This is a genomic window from Streptomyces sp. NPDC051041 (assembly GCF_044456065.1).
In the GTDB taxonomy this organism is placed as follows: domain Bacteria; phylum Actinomycetota; class Actinomycetes; order Streptomycetales; family Streptomycetaceae; genus Streptomyces; species Streptomyces glaucus.
The window spans coordinates 184,509-203,978 of the sequence record NZ_JBITFM010000005.1 but is presented as its reverse complement, the minus strand read 5'-3'; the positions used below and the strand labels follow the sequence as shown (position 1 = coordinate 203,978).

Sequence of the window (19,470 nt, the reverse complement as noted above, 5' to 3'; positions counted from 1 at the left end):
GTGGTTCGCGGCTCAGCGGCTCACGGCTTGAGCACCAGCGTGTCGCTCGTGTCGTCCTCGACCGCCTTCTTCGAGTACGACCACGTCAGCAGTTCGCCCTCGACCCACTTGTCCGTCTGGTCGGTGTAGTGGCTGCTGTAGGCGTGCCCGGAGGCGCCGGTGAGGTTGATCCACCGGGACTTGTCGAGGTCGCCGAGGTTGACCACCATCCGCATCGACGGCACCCAGACGACGCCGTAGCCGCCGGCGGCGTTCCAGCCGGTCGCGTTGACCGTCGCCTCGCCGCCGCCGAGCTTCCACGGGCCGCGGTTGAGGGCGTACTGCAGGAAGCCGGGGCCCTCGGTGCCCAGGGTCTGGTTCTTCAGGAACAGGCGGTGCAGCCGGCCCCAGCTCCAGGAGTCGATGTCCTTGCCGAGCTTGGCGGTCAGTTCCCAGCGGGCGTCGATCAGGGCGCGCCGGAACAGCTCGTCGCGGTTGTCCGCGGCCGGGCGGGTGCCCGCCTCGGGCGTCGTCCACCAGGCGCTGTTCTCGTCGTCCATCAGGTTGCGGACCACCTCGAACCAGCGGTCGCCGCCGTCGGGCTGCGCCTGGCCGGCCTCGCGCTGGCCGCACTCGCGCACCTTGCCGGCCTCGTCCGCGGGCCCGGTGGTGTTGACCGGCTCGACCCACAGGCACTGGCCCTTGACCCGCAGCTCCTTGGGCAGCTTGTTGCCGAAGGCGAGCTTGAGGACGTTGCGCCAGACGGCGTTGAAGTAGGCGGCCGCCGCCGAGTCGGCGTCCTGGGTGTAGTCCCAGCCCTCCAGCAGCTTCTGCGCCTCGCGGACGTCCTTGTCCTTGACGTCGATCTTCAGCAGCGCGGGCACGAGCAGCTTGGCGATCTCGCTGCTGTTGTCCATCTGCATCTGGCGCATGTCGTCGGTGGAGATCTTGCCGCCGTCGTCGATCTTCTGCTGGATCAGGTCGGTGATCCGCTGGCTGCGGGTGCCGTACCCCCAGTCCGTGGTGAGCGTGTAGGGGTACGCGTCCTGGTCGACCACGGCCTGGTTGGCGGTGACGATGTAGCCGCGCGCGGGGTTGTACTCGTACGGCAGCTCGTCCTGCTCTATGTAGCCCTTCCAGCGGTAGTCGGAGTCCCAGCCCGGCACCGGGACCGAGCCGTCGACGCCCTCCGCGCGGGTGGGGATCCGTCCGGGCAGCGTGTAGCCGATGTTGTCCTTGGTGTCGGCGTAGACCAGGTTCTGCGAGGGCACCTCGAACAGCGCGGCCGCCTCGCGGAAGTCGTCCCAGTCCGCCGCCCGGTTCATGGCGAAGACGGCGTCCATGGTGGTGCCGGGCTCCAGGGCGGTCCAGCGCAGCGCGACGCCGTAGCCGTCGCCGCGGTCGGGGGCCGCGGTGTCCACGGTGGCCTTCTTGCCGACCTTCACGAGTTCGTCGGCGCGGTCGGACAGCAGCGGGCCGTTGTTGGTCTCCCGGACGACGATCTTCTTGGGCGAGCCGCCGGCGACCTCGATGGTCTCCTCGCGCGTCTTGAAGGGCACCACCTTGCCGTCGTACAGGTAGCCGTCGTCGGTGATCTTCTCCAGGTACAGGTCGGTGACGTCGACGCCGGAGTTGGTCATGCCCCAGGCGATGTTCTGGTTGTGGCCGATGATCACGCCGGGCATGCCCGCGAAGGTGTAACCGGTGACGTCGTACCGGCACTTGTCGGAGACGCTGCGGCAGTGCAGGCCCATCTGGTACCAGACGGACGGCAGCGAGGCCGACAGGTGCGGGTCGTTGGCCAGCAGCGGCTTGCCGGTGATGGTGTGCTTCCCCTGCACCACCCAGGCGTTGGAGCCGATGCCGTTGCCGTTCACGCCGACGGCCGTGGGGAGGTCGTCCAGGACGTCCTGGAGGCCCGAGAGCTGGCTCTCGAGGGCGGAGGTGCCGGTGGCCGTCCCCGCGGCCGTGCCGGTGCCCGTCGCGGCGCCCGCAGAGGCGCCGGCCGTGCCGGTGCCGGCCCCGACGCCGGTGCCGACGCCGGTGCCGGTGCCGACGCCCGTCCCGGTGCCGGTGCCGCCGCTGCTCTGGCTCCCGAACGTCCCGGTGAGCTGGTCGTACTCGCCCTGCTGCACGACCGCCTTGTTCCGGCTGTACGGGTACTGCGGGTACAGGTCGGCGATCTGCTTCGCGTCCAGGCGGCTGGTCATCAGGGCGCGGTCGATCTCGTCCTGCATGTTGCCGCGCAGGTCCCAGGCCATCGCCTTCAGCCAGGAGAGCGAGTCGACCGGGGTCCACTTCCCGGGCGTGTAGTCGTTGGTGAACCCCAGGGCGGCGTACTCCAGGGAGATGTCCTGGCCGGCCTTGCCGTCGAGGTAGGCGTTGACGCCCTTGGCGTACGCCTGGAGGTACTTCTTCGTCGAGGCCGACAGCTTGGTGTCGTACTCCTGCTGCGCGATCCGGTTCCAGCCCAGGGTGCGCAGGAACTCGTCGTTGTCGACCTGGCTCTCGCCGAACATCTCCGACAGGCGTCCGGAGGTCATGTGCCGGCGGACGTCCATCTCGTAGAACCGGTCCTGCGCCTGGACGTAGCCCTGCGCCATGAACAGGTCCTCGTCGGAGGAGGCGTAGATCTGCGGGATGCCGTAGCCGTCGCGCCTGACGTCGACGGGGCCCGACAGGCCCTGCAGCGTGATCGAGCCCTTGGTCTGCGGGAAGGAGGCGCGGACGGTGCTGATCGACCAGTACGCCCCGTAGGCGAGACCACCGATGATGGCCAGCACCAGCACGAGCACGATCAAGCGGGCTTTGCGCCCCTTCTTCCTGCCGGACTTGCCGGGCTGCTGACCCGAAGAGGCGGTGTTGGTGGGGGGCATCGCTGTCCTTGCTGTCCTAACACGAGCGGCAGACGGGCTGTGCTTTTAACTGAGCGCTGGAGCAACCATAGGCGTAGGGTCCCGCGCCCCTTGACGCGGAGTCCGCAACCGGGGCGGGCGAGCGTTCGATCCTGCCAGGACGAACGTCAAGAAATCGTCAAGAGTTAGGTAAGGTAACGAAGTAGTCGGCCGCGGGACGCCGTGGCTTCGTGTGCGATGTCCGTGAGCACGCGCGCACGGTGCGCGCTGCCAGGGAAGGGAACGCCCGCTGACTGTCCATCACCTCAACCAGCTCCTGCTCGTCTGCTCGCTCGTCCTGCTCGTCGCCGTCGCAGCGGTCCGGATCTCCTCGCGCAGCGGGCTCCCCAGCCTGCTCGTCTACCTGGGCATCGGCATCGCCATGGGCCAGGACGGCATCGGCGGCATCCAGTTCGACAACGCCGGACTGACCCAGGTCATCGGGTACGCGGCCCTGGTCGTGATCCTGGCCGAGGGCGGGCTCGGCACGAAGTGGGGGGAGATCAGGCCCGCCCTGCCGGCCGCCTCCACGCTGGCGCTGGCCGGGGTCGCGGTGAGCGTCGGCGTGACGGCCGCGGGCGCGCACTACCTGACCGGGCTGGAGTGGCGCCAGGCCCTGATCATCGGGGCGGTGGTCTCCTCGACGGACGCGGCGGCCGTCTTCTCGGTGCTGCGCAGGATCCCCCTGCCCGCGCGCGTGACGGGCACCCTGGAGGCCGAGTCCGGCTTCAACGACGCCCCGGTGGTCATCCTCGTGGTCGCCTTCTCCACGGCCGGCCCGGTGGACCACTGGTACGTGCTGCTGGGCGAGATCGCGCTGGAGCTGGCCATCGGCGCGGCCATCGGGCTCGCGGTGGGCTGGCTGGGCGCCTGGGGGCTGCGGCACGTGGCGCTGCCGGCCTCCGGCCTCTACCCGATCGCGGTCATGGCGATCGCGGTCATGGCGTACGCGGCGGGCGCCCTCGCGCACGGCAGCGGCTTCCTCGGCGTGTACCTCGCCGCCATGGTGCTGGGCAACGCCAAGCTGCCGCACTGGCCCGCCACGCGCGGGTTCGCCGACGGGCTCGGCTGGATCGCCCAGATCGGCATGTTCGTCCTGCTCGGCCTGCTGGTCACCCCGCACGAGCTGGGCGACGACATCGTGCCCGCGCTCGTCATCGGACTGGTGCTGACCATGGTGGCCCGTCCGCTGAGCGTGGTGCTGTGCCTGCTGCCGTTCCGGGTGCCGTGGCAGGAGCAGACGCTGATGTCCTGGGCCGGGCTGCGCGGCGCCGTGCCCATCATCCTGGCGACCATCCCCATGGTCGAGGGCGTCGAGGCCAGCCGCCGGATCTTCAACATCGTCTTCGTCCTGGTCGTCGTCTACACGCTGGTCCAGGGGCCGACGCTGCCGTGGCTGGCCCGCAAGCTGCACCTGGGCAGGGGCGCCGAGGCCGCCGCGGACCTCGGCATCGAGTCGGCGCCCCTGGAGCGGCTGCGCGGGCATCTGCTGTCCGTGGTGATCCCGGAGGGGTCGCGGATGCACGGCGTCGAGATCAACGAGCTGCGGCTGCCGCCCGGCGCCGCCGTCACCCTCGTCGTCCGCGCGGGCGAGTCCTTCGTCCCGCTGCCGACGACGGTGCTGCAGCGCGGGGACGAGCTGCTCGTGGTCGCCACCGACCCGGTCCGGGACGCCGCGGAGCGGCGGCTGCTCGCGGTGGGCCGCGGCGGCAAGCTGGCCGGCTGGCTCGGGACGAACGACACGGAGGACAATCACAGGTGAACGCGCGTGTGGTGCTCGTTTTCACAGGGACAGCAGCCGTGATCCCTGTACGATAAAGGCGTCACCTGATCGAACCAACTCTGCCTGACGCAGAGCTGGCGCGACCGTATGGCGGCCGGAAGGCTCCCGTCACCGCTGTGACCGGGGGCGGGCCCCGGTATCTACCGCAGTCCGCGCAAGAGGACAGCTCTCGGCGCCCGCGCCCTCTTTCGAAGGGCCCGCGCTACCAGGCGGCGGAAAGGCACGGCCGTGGGATCCACGGTCACCACGTCGATGGACTCGATGAGCTCGAAGAACTCAGGGCCCGCGGAGCCCGCGGAGGCCACAGGGACCGCGGAGGTCACCGCAGAGCCCGCAGAGCCCGCAGAGCCCGCAGAGGTCACGGAGACCGCAGGGCCCTCGGAGCGGTCCGGAAAGCGGGAGGGACCCGGGGAGGCGGAGCGGTCCGGAGGTCCGGGGAGGTCCGGGGAGCCGGAGAACCCGGGGGATCCGGCGCCGCCCTCCCGCCCGGGGTACGGCCGGCTGCTGCGCACCCCCGGCGCCTGGACCTTCCTGCTCCCCGGCTTCGCGGCGCGCCAGCCGTTCGCGATGCTCACGATCTCCATCGTGCTGCTGGTGCAGCACACCACCGGCTCGTACGGCGCGGCGGGCGCCGCCGCGGCCGTCACCGGCGTCTCCATGGCGCTGTTCGCCCCCTACGGCGGCCGCCTCGCCGACCGCTACGGGCAGCGCGCCGTGCTGCTCCCCGGCGTCCTGGTGCACGCGGTCTCGGGTCTGGCCCTGACCGCCCTGGCGCTGGCCCACGCGCCCCTGTGGGCGCTGTTCGCGGCGGCGGTGCCCACGGGCGCCTCGGTGCCGCAGATCGGGCCCATGGTGCGCGCCCGCTGGGGCGTGAAGCTGAAGGACTCGCCGCTGATGACCACCGCGGCGGCCTTCGAGTCCGTCACGGACGAGCTGACCTTCGTCGTCGGCCCGCTGCTGGCCACCGCCCTGTGCACGGCCGTCGACCCGGCCGCGGGCCTGGTCACCGAGGCCGCCCTGACCCTGCTGGGCGGTCTGCTGTTCGCCGCGCGGAAGAGCACCCAGCCCCCGGCCGGCGGCGCCGGCGGGCCCGCGCGCGCGGCGCGCGCCTCCGCGCTGCGCGTCCCCGGGGTGCGCGTCCTGGTCGTGGCCTTCCTGGGCATCGGTTCCGTCTTCGGCGGCATGCAGGTCTCGCTGGCCGCGTTCACCGAGGCGATCGGGGAGCCCGGGCTGAACGGCGTCCTGTACGGCGTCTTCGCCGCGGGCAACATGCTCTCCGGCCTCGTCTGCGGCGCCGTCGCCTGGCGGGTGCTCCCGCACCGGCGCCTGGTCGTGGGGTACGCCGCCCTCGCGCTCGCCGCGTCCGGCCTGTGGGCCGCGCACTCGGCGCTCCTGCTGGGCGGTCTCGGCCTGCTGGTCGGCATGTGCATCGCGCCCGCGCTGATCACCGGCTACACCCTCGTCGAGGGCCTGGTCCCGGCCGGCGCCCGCACCGAGGCCTTCACCTGGCTGACCGGTGCCGTGGCGCTCGGCCAGGCGGCCGCCGTCACCGTCGCCGGGCAGCTGGAGGACCGTCTGTGGGGCGGCGCCGGGTTCCTGGTGCCGGCGGGCGGCACGGCGCTGGCCCTGGTGACCCTGCTGGCGCTGCGGTCGCGGCTGGTGACACCGCCCCGCGGCCGCACCGTCGCGCGTGGCGTCGGTCACCGCGCGCCGCTCGCAGTGGACTGATCCCGGGGAATGCGTCACTATGGACCATCGTTAGCACTCATTGAGTGAGAGTGCCAGGAGGAAGACAGTGCCGACCTACCAGTACCAGTGCACCGAGTGCGGCGAGGGCCTCGAGGCGGTGCAGAAGTTCACCGACGACGCCCTGACCGAGTGCCCCGCCTGCAAGGGCCGCCTGAAGAAGGTGTTCTCCGCGGTCGGCATCGTCTTCAAGGGCAGCGGTTTCTACCGCAACGACAGCCGCGGCTCGTCGTCGAGCAGCTCGCCGGCGTCGTCCTCCTCCTCTTCCTCGTCGTCCTCGTCGGCGTCCTCCTCCTCGGACTCGTCGAGCTCGTCCTCGGCCGCCGGCTCGGCCAGCAGCAACGCCGCCTGAGGCGTCCCCTCCTCGAAGGACCCCTTCCCGCAGGACCCTGTCGCCGGACGGCGGCAGGGTCCTGCGCGTCCCCGGCGGCGGCTAGGGTGCGGACATGGCGAACAAGGCGAACGCCGAGATCGGCGTGATCGGCGGCTCCGGTTTCTACTCGTTCCTGGACCGTGTGACCGAGGTCCGGGTGGACACCCCCTACGGGCCGCCCAGCGACTCCCTCTTCCTCGGCGAGGTCGCCGGCCGGCGGGTCGCCTTCCTCCCCCGGCACGGACGCGGCCACCATCTGCCGCCGCACCGGATCAACTACCGGGCCAACCTGTGGGCGCTGCGGTCGGTCGGCGTGCGCCAGGTGCTCGGCCCGTGCGCGGTGGGCGGCCTGCGCCCCGAGTACGGGCCCGGCACCCTGCTGGTCCCGGACCAGCTGGTCGACCGTACGAAGTCCCGCGCGTCGACGTACTTCGACGGGCTGCCGCTGCCCGACGGCTCGGTGCCGAAGGTGGTGCACGTGTCGCTGGCCGACCCCTACTGCCCCGCCGGGCGGGCGGTCGCGCTGAAGGCGGCGCGCGGGCGGGACTGGGAGCCGGTGGACGGCGGCACCCTGGTCGTGGTCGAGGGACCCCGCTTCTCGACCCGCGCCGAATCGCTGTGGCACCGGGCGCAGGGCTGGTCGGTGGTGGGCATGACCGGCCACCCCGAGGCCGCGCTCGCCCGTGAGCTGGAACTCTGCTACACCTCGCTGACCCTCGTCACCGACCTCGACGCCGGCGCCGAGACCGGCGAGGGCGTCTCCCACGACGAGGTGCTGCGGGTGTTCGCCGCGAACGTGGACCGGCTGCGGGGCGTGCTGTTCGACGCGGTGGCCGCGCTGCCGGCCACCGCGGAGCGGAACTGCCTGTGCGCGACGGCGCTGGGCGGGATGGATCCGGGGCTCACGCTGCCGTAGGTCACGGGACGGCACGGGACCTCCCGGCGGAGCCTCCCGTTCGGGTGAGGGAGTTGTCCACACCCCGGCTGCGGATCCACAGGCCCCGGCGAGCGGCGGCGGAAAGCCCCATCGTGGGGACCGCAAACCGGCTCCCCGTCGCAGGTGGTGATCATCGTGTCCTTCCCGTCGCCCTTCTCCCTGCCGTCGTCCCCTTCCCTGCCGTCGTCCCCTTCCCTTCCGTCGTCCCCTTCCCTTCCGCCGGTTCCTTCCTCTTCTTCCTCTCCGTCCTCCCTTTCCTCCTCCCCCGCGTCCCGCCCCCTCGGCAGCGACGCCCCGCCCCCCTGCGAGGTGCCGCACTTCGCTCCCGTGCGGGTGCGCGGCGGTCGGTATCAGCTGCACCGGCTGGTGCGGCACCGGCGGCGAGCCGTGGCCGCGGGTCTCGCCGTGACGGCGGCGGCCCTGGTGGCGGCCGGTCCGCAGCAGGGGGCGGGGGCGCGGGACGCCGAGCGGGCGCGCGGCCATCCGGTGACCGGGCCGGCGGGGCAGCGGCGCGGCCCGGAGCTGGTGTCGGCGCCGGTGCGGATCGCCGACGCGGCCACGGTACGGCTGCTCAGGCCCGGTGACCGGGTCGACGTGGTCGTGGCCGGGGACGCGGGCGGCGACGCCCGGGTGGTGGCGCGCGGGGTGCGGGTGACCAGGGTGCCCGAGCCGCTGGGCGAAACCGCCGGGAGCGGGGCTCTGGTCGTGCTCGCGGTGCCGCGCGCCACCGCGCCCCGGCTGGTCGGCGCGGGCGCCACTGCACAGTTGGCGGTGACGGTGTGCTGATGTTGTCAAGTCCCTCGTTCGAGGGAGGGGGGTGGGCCGGGCGGCCCAGCGCTCACGTAGGTTGCGGAGCGGTTTGTTCCGCGACTTGTACAAAGGGGTCTTCCGGTGAGCGAGAAGAGGGGACCGGGCGTCTGGCAGGGTTTCAAGGCCTTCCTGATGCGCGGGAACGTCGTCGATCTGGCAGTGGCGGTGGTCATCGGCGCGGCCTTCACCAACATCGTCAACTCGGTGGTGAAGGGGGTCATCAACCCGCTGGTCGGCGCGATCGGCACCAAGAACCTCGACGGCTACAGCTCCTGCCTGAAGGATCCGTGCAGGGTGGCCCCCGACGGCACGGTGACGAGCGGTGTGCCGATCCTGTGGGGCTCGGTCCTCGGGGCCACCCTCAGCTTCGTGATCACCGCGGCCGTCGTCTACTTCCTGATGGTCCTGCCCATGTCGAAGTACCTGGCCCGGCAGGAGGCCCGCAGGAAGGCTAAGGAGGGCACGCGCGAAGCGGTCGAGGTGACCGAACTGGAGGTGCTGAAGGAGATCCGCGACGCGCTGGTCGCACAGCGCGGCTCCGGCCACGACCGGCAGTGACGCGAGGCGGACCGCACGGCGGCGGGGCGGGATGCGGGGCGAACCGCTCAGTGGGACGTGCGCGGTCCGCGCGGCGGCGGGGCGGGCGGTCCGCCCGGTGACGGCGGGCGGTCCGCCGACGGCAGGCGGTCCGCGCGGCGGTGACGCGGGGCGCCCGGACCGCTCACAGGTGGTGGGGCGGCTTCTCGTCGAGGAAGCGCTTCAGGTCGGCCGCGGCGTCGCCCTGGGTCCGCTCGCCCCACCCGCGGTCGGTGTCGTCCGAGGACTGCTGGTCCAGCGGGTCGTCGAAGACCAGCGCGGGCTTCGGCGCGCGGGGCTCGGGGTCCGGGGCGGTACTCATGCGTCCAGGGTACGGCCCGCGCCCCGGCGGCTGAGCGGACGGCCGGCGGGGCGTGCCTGCCGGCCGCCGCCGGACCACGCGATCACCGCCCGGCCGCTCCGGCAGCCGCCGTTCGGCCACCCCGGTCGCTTCTCCGTCCTCCCGGCCGCCGCCCGGCCGCTCGATCACCGCTCTGCCCCGGCCGCCGCTGTCCGCTCGCGGCCCTGCCCCGACCGCCACCCGGTCGCCCCCGCCACCTCGGCCGCCATCTGGCCAACCCGGCTGCCGCCGCCCCGACCGCCCGCCACCGCTGCACCACACTGGCGCCATGACACTCGACGCATTGACGGACGTGACCGGTGTGCGGGTCGGGCACGCCACCCGCACCGGCGACGGATGGCTCACCGGCACCACGGTGGTACTCGCCCCGGAGGGCGGAGCGGTCGCCGCCGTGGACGTGCGCGGCGGCGGTCCCGGCACCAAGGAGACCGACGCGCTCGACCCGCGCAACGTGGTGCAGAAGGTCGAGGCGATCGTGCTGACCGGCGGCAGCGCGTACGGGCTCGACGCGGCGTCCGGGGTGATGGCCTGGCTGGAGGAGCGGGGACGCGGGGTGCGCGTGGGGTCCGACCCCGCGCACGTCGTGCCGGTGGTGCCCGCCGCCTGCGTCTTCGATCTGGGCCGGGGCGGCGACTTCCGGGCGAGGCCGGACGCCGCCACCGGGCGGGCCGCGGTGGAGGAGGCCGCTGCGAGCGCGCCGGGCACGCCCGTGCGGGAGGGCTGCGTGGGCGCCGGTACGGGGGCCGCGGTCGGGGCGCTGAAGGGCGGGGTCGGCACCGCGAGCACCGTCCTGGGCTCGGGGATCACGGTGGCCGCGCTGGTGGTGGCCAACGCGGCGGGATCGGCGATGGATCCGGGAACGGGGGTGCTGTACGGGGAGCTGTACGAGGAGCTGTTCCAGGGACGGCGCGTGGAGCGTCCCCAGGCGCGGGTGCACGAGGCCGCGCGCCGGCGGCTCGCCGAGGCCGCGGCGAAGAGCCCGCCTCCCCCGCTCAACACCACGCTGGCCGTGGTCGCCACGGACGCGAACCTGTCCAGGGCGCAGGCGCAGAAGCTGGCCGGCACGGCGCACGACGGCATCGCGCGTGCCGTACGGCCGGTGCATCTGCTCAACGACGGGGACACGGTGTTCGCGCTGGCGACCGGGAGGCGGCGGCTCGACACCGTCGACCCCCTCGCGCTGAACGAGGTTCTCGCGGCGGGCGCGGACGCGGTGACGCGGGCGATCGTACGGGCGGTGCGCGCGGCCGAGCCGGTGGCCGGGCCGGGCGGGGAGTGGCCGTCGTACGGGGAGCTGTACGGCGGCCGGTGACGAGGCCCGCGCAGCACGGGCGGACGGTGGTCCCCGGGAGGCCCGTGGGGACGCGGGCGGACGGTTCGGCGGCCGGCTCCGACAGCGGGTACGGCATTCCGGACGTGCCGTACCCGCCGCGTCCGGAGAGGTACGGGGTCCTCGTCCACGGCGGCCGGGCGGCCACCGGTACGGCGGGGCGATGCGCCCTTCGGCGGCCGGGGCGCCGTCCGGTGTCGCGCCGGCCCGCAGGACGCATGGAGTGCTCGGGGGTGCGGGGTGCTCGGGGCGCACGCGCCATGCGAGGTGCAGGAGACGTGCGGGGTGTACGAGACATGCGAGGTGCGCGGGGTGCGCGAAATGTGCGGGGCGCCCAGGACGGGAAGACGCGCGGGACGCGCGGAACCCCCCGGGGTGTGGGACGCGCGGGACGTACGGGGCGGCACGCCCTCCGAAGGGTTCCGCCACAGCCCGCTCACCGGGGGCTTCGTGGCCGCGGAGCCCCTGACCGGACGGCCGCACCGGACAACGGCCGGAACACGCCGCCGAACGGCCGGATCCGCGAAAGTGCCGTCTGTGCAGCAGAATTTGACGGTGCGTCGGGCAGCACGGGAACTTTTCGCGCGGCCGACGCGTTTTCCGGGCGTACGTTTTCTCGGTTCCCGGACATGATGTCCGACCGAGGGGCTACGGTATGCACCCACAAGGTGACATGCAGCAACGCCGGGAGAAGCCTTGAGCGTTCCGTACGAGACGGCAGCGTACGAACCACCCGAGTCGCCCGAGTCTCCGGAGGAGCACCTCGCGCGACTCCTCGGTCGCGCCCTGAACTCGTTCGAGTTGCCCGACGAGACGATACGGCGACTGGACTGCGCGCTGGCGCACGACAGTTCGCTGCACTCCGCGCACCACAGCGCGGGCCTGCACCGCGAGACGTACCGGCACACCTGGCTGCTCGCCGACGGCTCCGCGCTCACGCTCTGGGAACTCGTCCACAACACCGCCCCGGGCAGCGAACCGCAGGCCGAGGTGTACCTCGACGAGGAGGAGCTGCGCGCCGCCACCACGCGGCTGCCGCTGCCGCCGGACACGCCGGACTTCGAACTGCCGGTGCTGGTGGAGCTGTCGCCGATACCCGCCCGGCGGCACGCCTACGTCCCCGACGACTCGGCGGACCACGCGCGCCGGCTGCTGCGCCGCGCGGAGAACGCCGACCGGCCGGGCGCGGACACGGCCGCGTTACTGACCACGGCGTTCGCGCACCAGATCACGCAGGTCTTCGGCCGGCCCACCCGCGCGGGCCGCGCCGGACTGAGCTTCTCGCTCTACGAGCACGCGTTCCTGCTGCGCGACGGCAGGGAGATCTCCCTCTGGGAGGTCGAGCACACGGTCACGCCCGACGGGCGGCACATGTGCGAGGTGTACGCCACCGAGGACGCGGCCCGCGAGGCGATGGAGCGGCGGGCGGCACAGGTCCCCTGAGACAGCGCGACGCCGGGCCGGGTCCCGTGCGGACCCGGCCCGGCGCGGTGCGGTGCGGTGGCCGTCCCTACGCCGCCACCGGCTGCTTCGTCCCCGCCGCCTCGGCCGCCGTGCCCTCACCGGTCCCCCGGGGCGCGCCGCCCGGAGCCTGCTTGCGCAGGCCCTTGAGGGCGACCACCAGGGCGGTGGTGACGCAGACGCCCGCCGCGATGGCGACCAGGTACAGCAGCGGGTTGCCGATCAGCGGGACCACGAAGATGCCGCCGTGCGGGGCGCGCAGGGTGGCGCCGAAGGCCATCGACAGGGCGCCGGTGACCGCGCCGCCCGCCATCGAGGCCGGGATGACCCGCAGCGGGTCCGCGGCGGCGAACGGGATCGCGCCCTCGGAGATGAACGAGGCGCCCAGCACCCAGGCGGCCTTGCCGTTCTCCCGCTCGGTCCGGGTGAAGAGCTTGCCGCGCACGGTCGTCGCCAGGGCCATCGCCAGCGGCGGGACCATGCCGGCCGCCATCGCGGCGGCCATGATCTTCATCGCGGAGTCGCTCGGGGAGGCGACCGCGATACCGGCCGTGGCGAAGGTGTACGCGACCTTGTTGACCGGGCCGCCGAGGTCGAAGCACATCATCAGGCCGAGCAGGGCGCCGAGCAGGACGGCGTTGGTGCCGGTCAGGCCGTTCAGCCAGTCGGTCATGCCCTTCTGCGCGGAGGCGATGGGCTTGCCGATGACGACGAACATCAGGAAGCCGACGACCGCCGAGGAGATCAGCGGGATCACCACCACCGGCATGATGCCGCGCAGCGCCGCCGGGATGTTCACCTTCTGGATCGCCAGCACCACGCCACCGGCGATCAGACCGGCCGCCAGGCCGCCCAGGAAGCCCGCGCCGATGGTCAGCGAGATCGCGCCGCCGACGAAGCCGGGCACCAGACCCGGCCGGTCCGCCATGCCGTACGCGATGTAGCCGGCCAGGACCGGGACGAGGAAGCCGAAGGCGGCTCCGCCGATCTGGAAGAACAGCGCGCCCCAGCTGTCGGCCTGCGCCCAGGCGAACTGGTCCATGACCGACGGCGCCTTGTTGACCTCGTAGCCGCCGATCGCGAAGCCGAGGGCGATCAGCAGACCGCCCGCCGCGACGAACGGGACCATGTAACTGACGCCGGACATCAGCCACTTGCGCAGCTTGGTGCCGTAGCCCTCGCCGGAGTCGCCGGCGCGCTCGACGGGCGTGGGCGCCGATCCGGACGTCACCTCGCCGCGTGCGGCCTTCTGCCGCGCCTCGGCGATCAGTTCGGCGGGCCGGTTGATGGCCGCCTTGACGCCGGTGTCGACGGTCGGCTTCCCGGCGAAGCGGTCCTTCTCCCGCACGGGCACGTCGTGGGCGAAGATCACGGCGTCCGCCGCCGCGACGACGGCCGGGTCGAGCCGGGTGAAGCCGGCCGAGCCCTGCGTCTCGACGACGACGTCGACACCCGCCTCACGGCCCGCGTTCTCCAGGGACTCGGCCGCCATGTAGGTGTGGGCGATGCCGGTGGGGCAGGAGGTGACGGCGACGACCCGGAACGGGCGCTCGCCTCCGTCCGCGGCCTGCGCGGTGCCCGTGGCGGCGGCGGAAGAGGCCGCTCCCGCCGACGCCACGGTGTCCTGGGAACCGGCCGCCGCGGTGGCTCCGGAACCTGCTGCCGCGGTCTCCCCGCCGGCGGCCGCCGCGGTCGCTCCGGCACCCGCCGCTGCGGAGTCCTCGGAGCCGGTCGCCGGGGGCTCGTCCCCGCGGATCAGCGCCACCGCTGCCGCCGCGTCGCCCACCGCCCGCAGCGCGTCGGTGAACTCGGCGTTCATCAGCTGCCGGGCCAGCGACGACAGGATCGTCAGATGGGCGTCGTCGGCACCGGCGGGCGCGGCGATCAGGAAGATCAGGTCGGCGGGGCCGTCCGCCGCGCCGAAGTCGATGCCCTGCGCGCTGCGGCCGAAGGCCAGCGTCGGCTCGGTGACGTGCGCGCTGCGGCAGTGCGGGATGCCGATGCCGCCGTCGAGGCCGGTCGGCATCTGCGCCTCACGGGCGGCCACGTCGGCGAGGAAGCCCTCCAGGTCGGTCACCCGGCCCAGGGCCACCATGCGCTCGGCGAGGGCGCGCGCCGCCGCTTCCTTGGTGTCGGCGGACAGGTCGAGATCGACCAGATCCGCGGTGATCATGTCGCTCATCGCGGGCTCCTTCGCACGCGTACCGCCCGGGGAGTGGGGTGGGCGGGGGTGGGGACGAGGGTGGGGACGGGGACGCGGTGGGGGGTCGGGGCGGAGGGGGAGAGTAAGACCGAGCCTCGCCCCTGACGGGCCGATTCCACAAGAATCGGAAGAAAGGAAAGGAGGGGCAGAAACAGGGCGAACGCGGCGCAGAGCGGGACCGGGGCCCGCAGGGGAGGCGTCATGTCACCGGCTCCTTCAGCGCACGGCCCACCGGAACCTCACCGGTCACCGTCACCGCGGCCGGGTCCAGGTCGTCCGGCGTCGGCATCACGCTGCCGGGCAGCCGGACGGCCGCCGCGCCGTGCGCGACCGCCGAGGCCAGCGCCTCCGGCCCGCTGCCGCCGGCGATGAGGAAACCGGCGAGGGAGGAGTCGCCGGCGCCGACGTTGCTGCGGACGACGTCCACGCGCGCGCTGCCGAACCAGGCGCCCGCGTCGTCCACGAGCAGCTGCCCGTCGGCGCCCAGGCTCGCCAGGACGGCCCGCGCGCCCGACTCCCGCAGTTCCTCGGCCGCCTTCAGCGCGTCGCCCACGGTGGCCAGGGGCCGCCCGACGGCCTCCGCGAGCTCCTCGGCGTTGGGCTTCACCACGTCGGGCCGCTCGCGCAGCGCCTGGCGCAGGGCGGGCCCGGAGGTGTCCAGCGCGATGCGCACGCCGGCGGCGTGCGCCCGCGCGACCAGCTCGGCGTACCAGGAGGGCGCGAGACCGCGCGGCAGGCTGCCGCAGCAGGCGATCCAGTCGGCGTCCCGCGACTGCCGCCGCACCGTCTCCAGCAGCAGGTCCTGCTCCGCCGGCGACAGTTCCGGACCCGGCGCGTTGATCTTCGTCAGGATCCCGTCCGCCTCCGCGAGCGCGATGTTCGAGCGGGTGGCTCCGGCGACCGGGACCGGCGCGACCTCGATGCCCTGCGCGTGCAGCAGATCGGCGACGACCGCGCCCGGCGCCCCGCCCAGCGGCAGGACGGCGACCGTGCGCCGCCCGGCCGCCGCGACCGCGCGCGAGACGTTGACCCCCTTGCCACCGGGGTCCATGCGTTCGCCGGTGGCCCGGACGACCTCGCCGCGGTCCAGCGAGGGGACCTCGTACGTACGGTCCAGGGACGGGTTGGGGGTGACGGTGAGGATCATGCGCGCACTACTTCCGTGCCGCCGCGCTCGATCGCGACGGCGTCTTCGGGGTCCAGCCCGCTGTCGGTGATCAGCAGGTCCACGTCGCTCAGGGCGCCGAAGCGGGCGAAGTGCTCCTGGCCGTGCTTGGTGGAGTCGGCCAGCAGCACGACGCGGCGGGCCGCGGCCACCGCCGCGCGCTTGACCGCCGCCTCGGCGAGGTCGGGGGTGGTCAGCCCGTGCCGGGCGGAGAAGCCGTTGGCCGCCACGAACAGCACGTCGGCGCGGATCTCGCCGTACGCGCGCAGCGCCCAGGCGTCCACGGCGGCGCGCGTGCGGTGCCGTACGCGCCCGCCGACCAGGTGGAGCTGGATGCCGGGGTGGTCCGCGAGGCGGGCCGCGATGGGCAGGCTGTGCGTGACGACGGTGAGGGAGGCCTCCAGCGGGAGCGCGGCGGCCAGGCGCGCCACCGTCGTGCCGGCGTCGAGGATCACCGTGCCCTCGGCCGGCAGTTCGGCGAGTGCGGCCTTGGCGATGCGGTCCTTCTCGTCGGCCGCCGTCGACTCGCGTTCGGCGAGGTCCGGCTCGAAGTCGAGGCGGCCGGCCGGGATGGCGCCGCCGTGCACCCGGCGGATCAGGCCGGCGCGGTCGAGGGCCTTCAGGTCGCGGCGGATGGTCTCCGCCGTCACCTGGAACTCCTCGGCCAGCGACACCACGTCCACTCGCCCGCTGTCCCGGGCGAGACGGAGGATCTCCTGCTGCCGTTCCGGCGCGTACATGCCTGTTCGCCTCCGATCAATGCCCGAGTCTGTGGTTTCACCGGGAACGCTACGCCGGGTTTTCCGGAAAGTAAACGGTTTCGGGCTTAAACAAACCTCAACCGGGCACGATCGGACCCCGTCGTCAGGAATCGCAAGGGAGAGGAGGGCGGGGAAGCGGGGGCCGAGGGAGGCGGGAGAGGCGGTCACGGCCGCATCAGGACAGCTCCTGTCCCAATGGTGCGGCACCCTCGGATCCATGACGACGGACACCCCGGCCCGGCTGCTGCGCCTGCTCTCCCTCCTCCAGACGCCCCGCGAGTGGCCCGGCGGAGAACTCGCCGAGCGGCTCGGGGTCTCCCGCCGCACGGTCCGGCGGGACATCGACCGGCTGCGCGAGCTCGGGTACCCGGTGCAGGCGACCAGGGGCGCGGACGGCGGTTACCGGCTCGTCGCGGGCAAGGCGATGCCGCCCCTCGTCCTCGACGACGAGGAGGCGGTGGCGATCGCGGTCGGGCTGCGCGCCGGAGCCGGGCACGCGGTCGAGGGGGTGGACGAGGCGTCGGTGCGCGCCCTGGCCAAGCTGGAGCAGGTGCTGCCCGGCCGGCTGCGCCGTCGCGTCGCCACGCTCCAGGCCGCCACGACCCCGCTGCCCGGCGGGGACGGACCGGGCATCGCGCCCGAGACGCTGACCGTGATGGCCTCGGCGGTGGCCGGGCGGGAGCGGCTGCGGTTCGCCTACCGCGCCGGGGACGGCACCGGGTCGCGGCGCCTGACCGAGCCGTACCGCCTGATGTCGACGGGGCTCCGCTGGTATCTCGTCGCGTACGACCTCGACCGCGCCGACTGGCGCACCTTCCGGGTCGACCGGGTGAGCGAGCCGTTCGCCACGGGGGCGCGGTTCGCCCCGCGGGAGCTGCCGGCGGAGAGCGCCGCCGCGTACCTGCGGCAGTCGATACGGCGGCACCAGGACGCCTACGACGTCACCGTCACGTTCGCCGCGTCCGCCGAGGCCGTGGCCGCCCGGCTGCCGGCCTGGATGGGGGCGCCCGAGCCGCTCGACGGGGCGAGCTGCCGCCTGCGGGCCACCGTCGAGGACCCGGTGGAGTGGACGGCGGCACGGCTGGCGCTGCTCGGGGTGGAGTTCCGGGTGCACGAGCCGGAGGAACTGGTGCGGTGCGTGGGCGAGCTGGGAGCGCGACTGAGCCGGGCGGCGGGGCGCTGACGGAGGACAGGGACGCTCGGCGGGCGGCCGGGCACCGCCCGCTCCCGCCGCGGCGCCGGGGACGCGTGGACCCCGCTGCGCAGAGGGAGCCGGGCCCGGCGCCCGGGGGGGGAGGCGCCGAAGCCCGGCTCTGGGAGAGTCCCGGCACCGGGGGGAGTGCGTCGGGACTTGGCTCGGTGGGTACGGGCGGGGCGGTGGCCCCGGCCCGAACTGGTGGGTCCTGAGGGTTTGTTCCCGGCCCCCTGCCGGTTGAAGCGGCGTTACAGCGCCAGGTTTGCGCGGTCTTTCGCCACCCGGCGTGCGCACCCCTCGCCGGCGCACACCGCCGGCAGCGCGTCGCCGCCCGGCTTCCTCGGCGCCGCCCGGCTCGGCGGCGGCGCCGGCTCCGGCGCGTCACGGACTCCGACGCGTCGCGGCCTCGGTGCACGCCGCCGTCGCGGCACCGCCCCGAAGCCGGTGTTACGCCACCGCCTCGAAGCCGGTGTCGCGGGCCAGCTTCTTCAGCTCCAGCAGCGCGTGCTTCTCGATCTGGCGGATGCGTTCGCGCGTCAGGCCGTGCTCCTTGCCGACCTCGGTCAGCGTGCGCTCCCGGCCGTCCTCGATGCCGTACCGCATCTTGATGATGGAGGCCGTGCGCGGGTCGAGGCGGCCGATGAGGCCGTCGAGCTCCTCGCTGCGCAGCAGCGTCAGCACCGACTGCTCCGGGGACACCGCCGAGGTGTCCTCCAGCAGGTCGCCGAACTGGGTCTCGCCCTCGTCGTCCACCGACATGTTCAGCGAGACCGGGTCGCGGGCCCAGTCGAGGACGTCGACGACGCGCTCCGGCGTCGAACCGAGCTCGGCGGCGATCTCCGCGGGCTCCGGCTCCCGGCCGTGCTCCCGGTTGAACTCGCGCTGCACGCGCCGGATCCGGCCCAGCTCCTCCACCAGGTGGACGGGCAGGCGGATGGTGCGCGACTGGTCGGCTATGGACCGCGTGATCGCCTGGCGGATCCACCAGGTCGCGTACGTCGAGAACTTGAAGCCCTTGCGGTAGTCGAACTTCTCGACCGCGCGCACCAGGCCGGCGTTGCCCTCCTGGATCAGGTCGAGCAGGGGCAGGCCGCTGCGCGGGTAGCGCCGGGCGACGGCGACGACCAGCCGGAGGTTGGAGCGGATGAAGATGTCCTTCGCCCGCTCGCCCTCGGCGACCAGGGCCTCCAGTTCCTCGCGGGTGGCGTCCGCCTTGGTCTCCTCGTAGCCGTCGAGGACCTGCCGCGCGAACACACCCGCTTCGATGATCTGGGACAGCTCGACCTCCTTTGCGGCGTCGAGCAGCGGTGTACGCGCGATCTCGTCGAGGTACATGCCGACCAGATCGCGGTCGGCGAGCTCGCCGCCGGTGGCGCGAACACTGCTTGCCGCGTCGGCCGTCTCGCCGGTGGCGGACTGACGACGGGCGACGGCACGGGTTGCCATGCGTGCTCCCTTGCGATGGTGGGTCAGCGGGTGGTCCTTCAGATGCCTGGCACCGTCTCCGGGTCTCTCCGGTCTTGCCTCCGGACTCTGCCCGGGTGCCCCGCATCTGATGGAAACAACGACTGGAATCAGGACAGAATTCCCAACCCACCCATCAAACTTTCTGATCATGCAGTACCCTGTCCCGCCACACCTCGCGGCGCACTGTCCGCGGAACGCGCGGAAGCCCAGGTCAGACCGGACGCCGAGGAGGGTGCTCACCCCCTCACCGGCCCCCGCTCCCCCCGCGCGCACGAGACGGCCGTCACATGCCGCGCAGCGGGCTTCACCCGGGTGGAGTACCGCCCCCGGCCGCTCTCCCACCCGGAAGACGGACGGCGCCGGCGGAAGGTTCCGCGCGGCCGGCCCCGGGCCGCCGCCGACGCGACGGTCCGGACGCGGCCGCCGGCC

The 19,470-nt window shown here is 73.6% G+C and carries 15 protein-coding genes; 9 read left to right on the top strand and 6 right to left on the bottom strand.

Annotation, left to right across the window (positions count from 1 at the left end):
* Positions 1 to 20: 20 nt before the first annotated feature.
* The gene (locus tag ACIBAI_RS11610; protein WP_399033186.1) at positions 21 to 2,855 is read right to left on the bottom strand and encodes a penicillin acylase family protein; all 2,835 of its coding nucleotides are present in this window, start codon (positions 2,853 to 2,855) and stop codon (positions 21 to 23) included.
* A gap of 268 nt (positions 2,856 to 3,123) precedes the next feature.
* On the opposite strand from ACIBAI_RS11610, the gene ACIBAI_RS11605 reads away from it, so the two are divergent.
* The 6 genes from ACIBAI_RS11605 to mscL all read left to right on the top strand — a co-directional run bounded on the left by ACIBAI_RS11605 (position 3,124) and on the right by mscL (position 9,080).
* The gene (locus ACIBAI_RS11605; protein ID WP_399033459.1) at positions 3,124 to 4,635 is read left to right on the top strand and encodes a potassium/proton antiporter; all 1,512 of its coding nucleotides are present in this window, start codon (positions 3,124 to 3,126) and stop codon (positions 4,633 to 4,635) included.
* A gap of 522 nt (positions 4,636 to 5,157) precedes the next feature.
* Positions 5,158 to 6,384, top strand: coding sequence for an MFS transporter (locus ACIBAI_RS11600; RefSeq protein WP_399033458.1), 1,227 nt, complete (start codon positions 5,158 to 5,160; stop codon positions 6,382 to 6,384).
* 67 nt (positions 6,385 to 6,451) lie between these two features.
* Entirely contained in the window at positions 6,452 to 6,754 is a 303-nt protein-coding gene (locus tag ACIBAI_RS11595; protein WP_399033185.1) for an FmdB family zinc ribbon protein, read from the top strand.
* 94 nt (positions 6,755 to 6,848) lie between these two features.
* On the top strand, positions 6,849 to 7,691 hold the full coding sequence (locus tag ACIBAI_RS11590; RefSeq protein WP_399033183.1) for an S-methyl-5'-thioadenosine phosphorylase: 843 nt from the start codon (positions 6,849 to 6,851) through the stop codon (positions 7,689 to 7,691).
* A 330-nt stretch (positions 7,692 to 8,021) separates the two neighbouring features.
* Positions 8,022 to 8,498, top strand: coding sequence for a hypothetical protein (locus ACIBAI_RS11585; RefSeq protein WP_399033181.1), 477 nt, complete (start codon positions 8,022 to 8,024; stop codon positions 8,496 to 8,498).
* A gap of 105 nt (positions 8,499 to 8,603) precedes the next feature.
* The gene (gene mscL, locus ACIBAI_RS11580; RefSeq protein ID WP_399033180.1) at positions 8,604 to 9,080 is read left to right on the top strand and encodes a large conductance mechanosensitive channel protein MscL; all 477 of its coding nucleotides are present in this window, start codon (positions 8,604 to 8,606) and stop codon (positions 9,078 to 9,080) included.
* 163 nt (positions 9,081 to 9,243) lie between these two features.
* On the opposite strand, the gene ACIBAI_RS11575 is transcribed toward mscL, so the two are convergent.
* On the bottom strand, positions 9,244 to 9,420 hold the full coding sequence (locus ACIBAI_RS11575; protein WP_399033178.1) for a hypothetical protein: 177 nt from the start codon (positions 9,418 to 9,420) through the stop codon (positions 9,244 to 9,246).
* Positions 9,421 to 9,727: 307 nt separating this feature from the next.
* Here ACIBAI_RS11575 and ACIBAI_RS11570 point away from each other — a divergent pair, with 307 nt between their 5' ends.
* Positions 9,728 to 10,771 (top strand): P1 family peptidase, encoded by a 1,044-nt coding sequence (locus tag ACIBAI_RS11570; protein WP_399033177.1) that lies wholly within the window; start codon positions 9,728 to 9,730, stop codon positions 10,769 to 10,771.
* A 714-nt stretch (positions 10,772 to 11,485) separates the two neighbouring features.
* Positions 11,486 to 12,232 (top strand): DUF6227 family protein, encoded by a 747-nt coding sequence (locus tag ACIBAI_RS11565; protein ID WP_399033175.1) that lies wholly within the window; start codon positions 11,486 to 11,488, stop codon positions 12,230 to 12,232.
* 67 nt (positions 12,233 to 12,299) lie between these two features.
* On the opposite strand, the gene ACIBAI_RS11560 is transcribed toward ACIBAI_RS11565, so the two are convergent.
* The 3 genes from ACIBAI_RS11560 to ACIBAI_RS11550 form a co-directional block, all read right to left on the bottom strand.
* Positions 12,300 to 14,432: a fructose-specific PTS transporter subunit EIIC gene (locus tag ACIBAI_RS11560; RefSeq protein ID WP_399033173.1), complete on the bottom strand. Its 2,133-nt coding sequence runs from the start codon at positions 14,430 to 14,432 to the stop codon at positions 12,300 to 12,302.
* 220 nt (positions 14,433 to 14,652) lie between these two features.
* Complete coding sequence (gene pfkB, locus ACIBAI_RS11555; protein WP_399033171.1) at positions 14,653 to 15,600, bottom strand: 1-phosphofructokinase; 948 nt, start codon at positions 15,598 to 15,600, stop codon at positions 14,653 to 14,655.
* The gene (locus ACIBAI_RS11550; protein WP_399033169.1) at positions 15,597 to 16,358 is read right to left on the bottom strand and encodes a DeoR/GlpR family DNA-binding transcription regulator; all 762 of its coding nucleotides are present in this window, start codon (positions 16,356 to 16,358) and stop codon (positions 15,597 to 15,599) included. Before ACIBAI_RS11550 ends, pfkB begins: the two co-directional genes overlap by 4 nt.
* A 238-nt stretch (positions 16,359 to 16,596) precedes the next feature.
* Here ACIBAI_RS11550 and ACIBAI_RS11545 point away from each other — a divergent pair, with 238 nt between their 5' ends.
* The gene (locus ACIBAI_RS11545) at positions 16,597 to 17,562 is read left to right on the top strand and encodes a helix-turn-helix transcriptional regulator (protein WP_399033167.1); all 966 of its coding nucleotides are present in this window, start codon (positions 16,597 to 16,599) and stop codon (positions 17,560 to 17,562) included.
* 459 nt (positions 17,563 to 18,021) lie between these two features.
* Here the strand turns inward: ACIBAI_RS11545 and ACIBAI_RS11540 are convergent, their stop codons facing one another.
* Complete coding sequence (locus ACIBAI_RS11540) at positions 18,022 to 19,020, bottom strand: RNA polymerase sigma factor RpoD/SigA (protein WP_399033166.1); 999 nt, start codon at positions 19,018 to 19,020, stop codon at positions 18,022 to 18,024.
* Between the last annotated feature and the right edge of the window lie 450 nt (positions 19,021 to 19,470).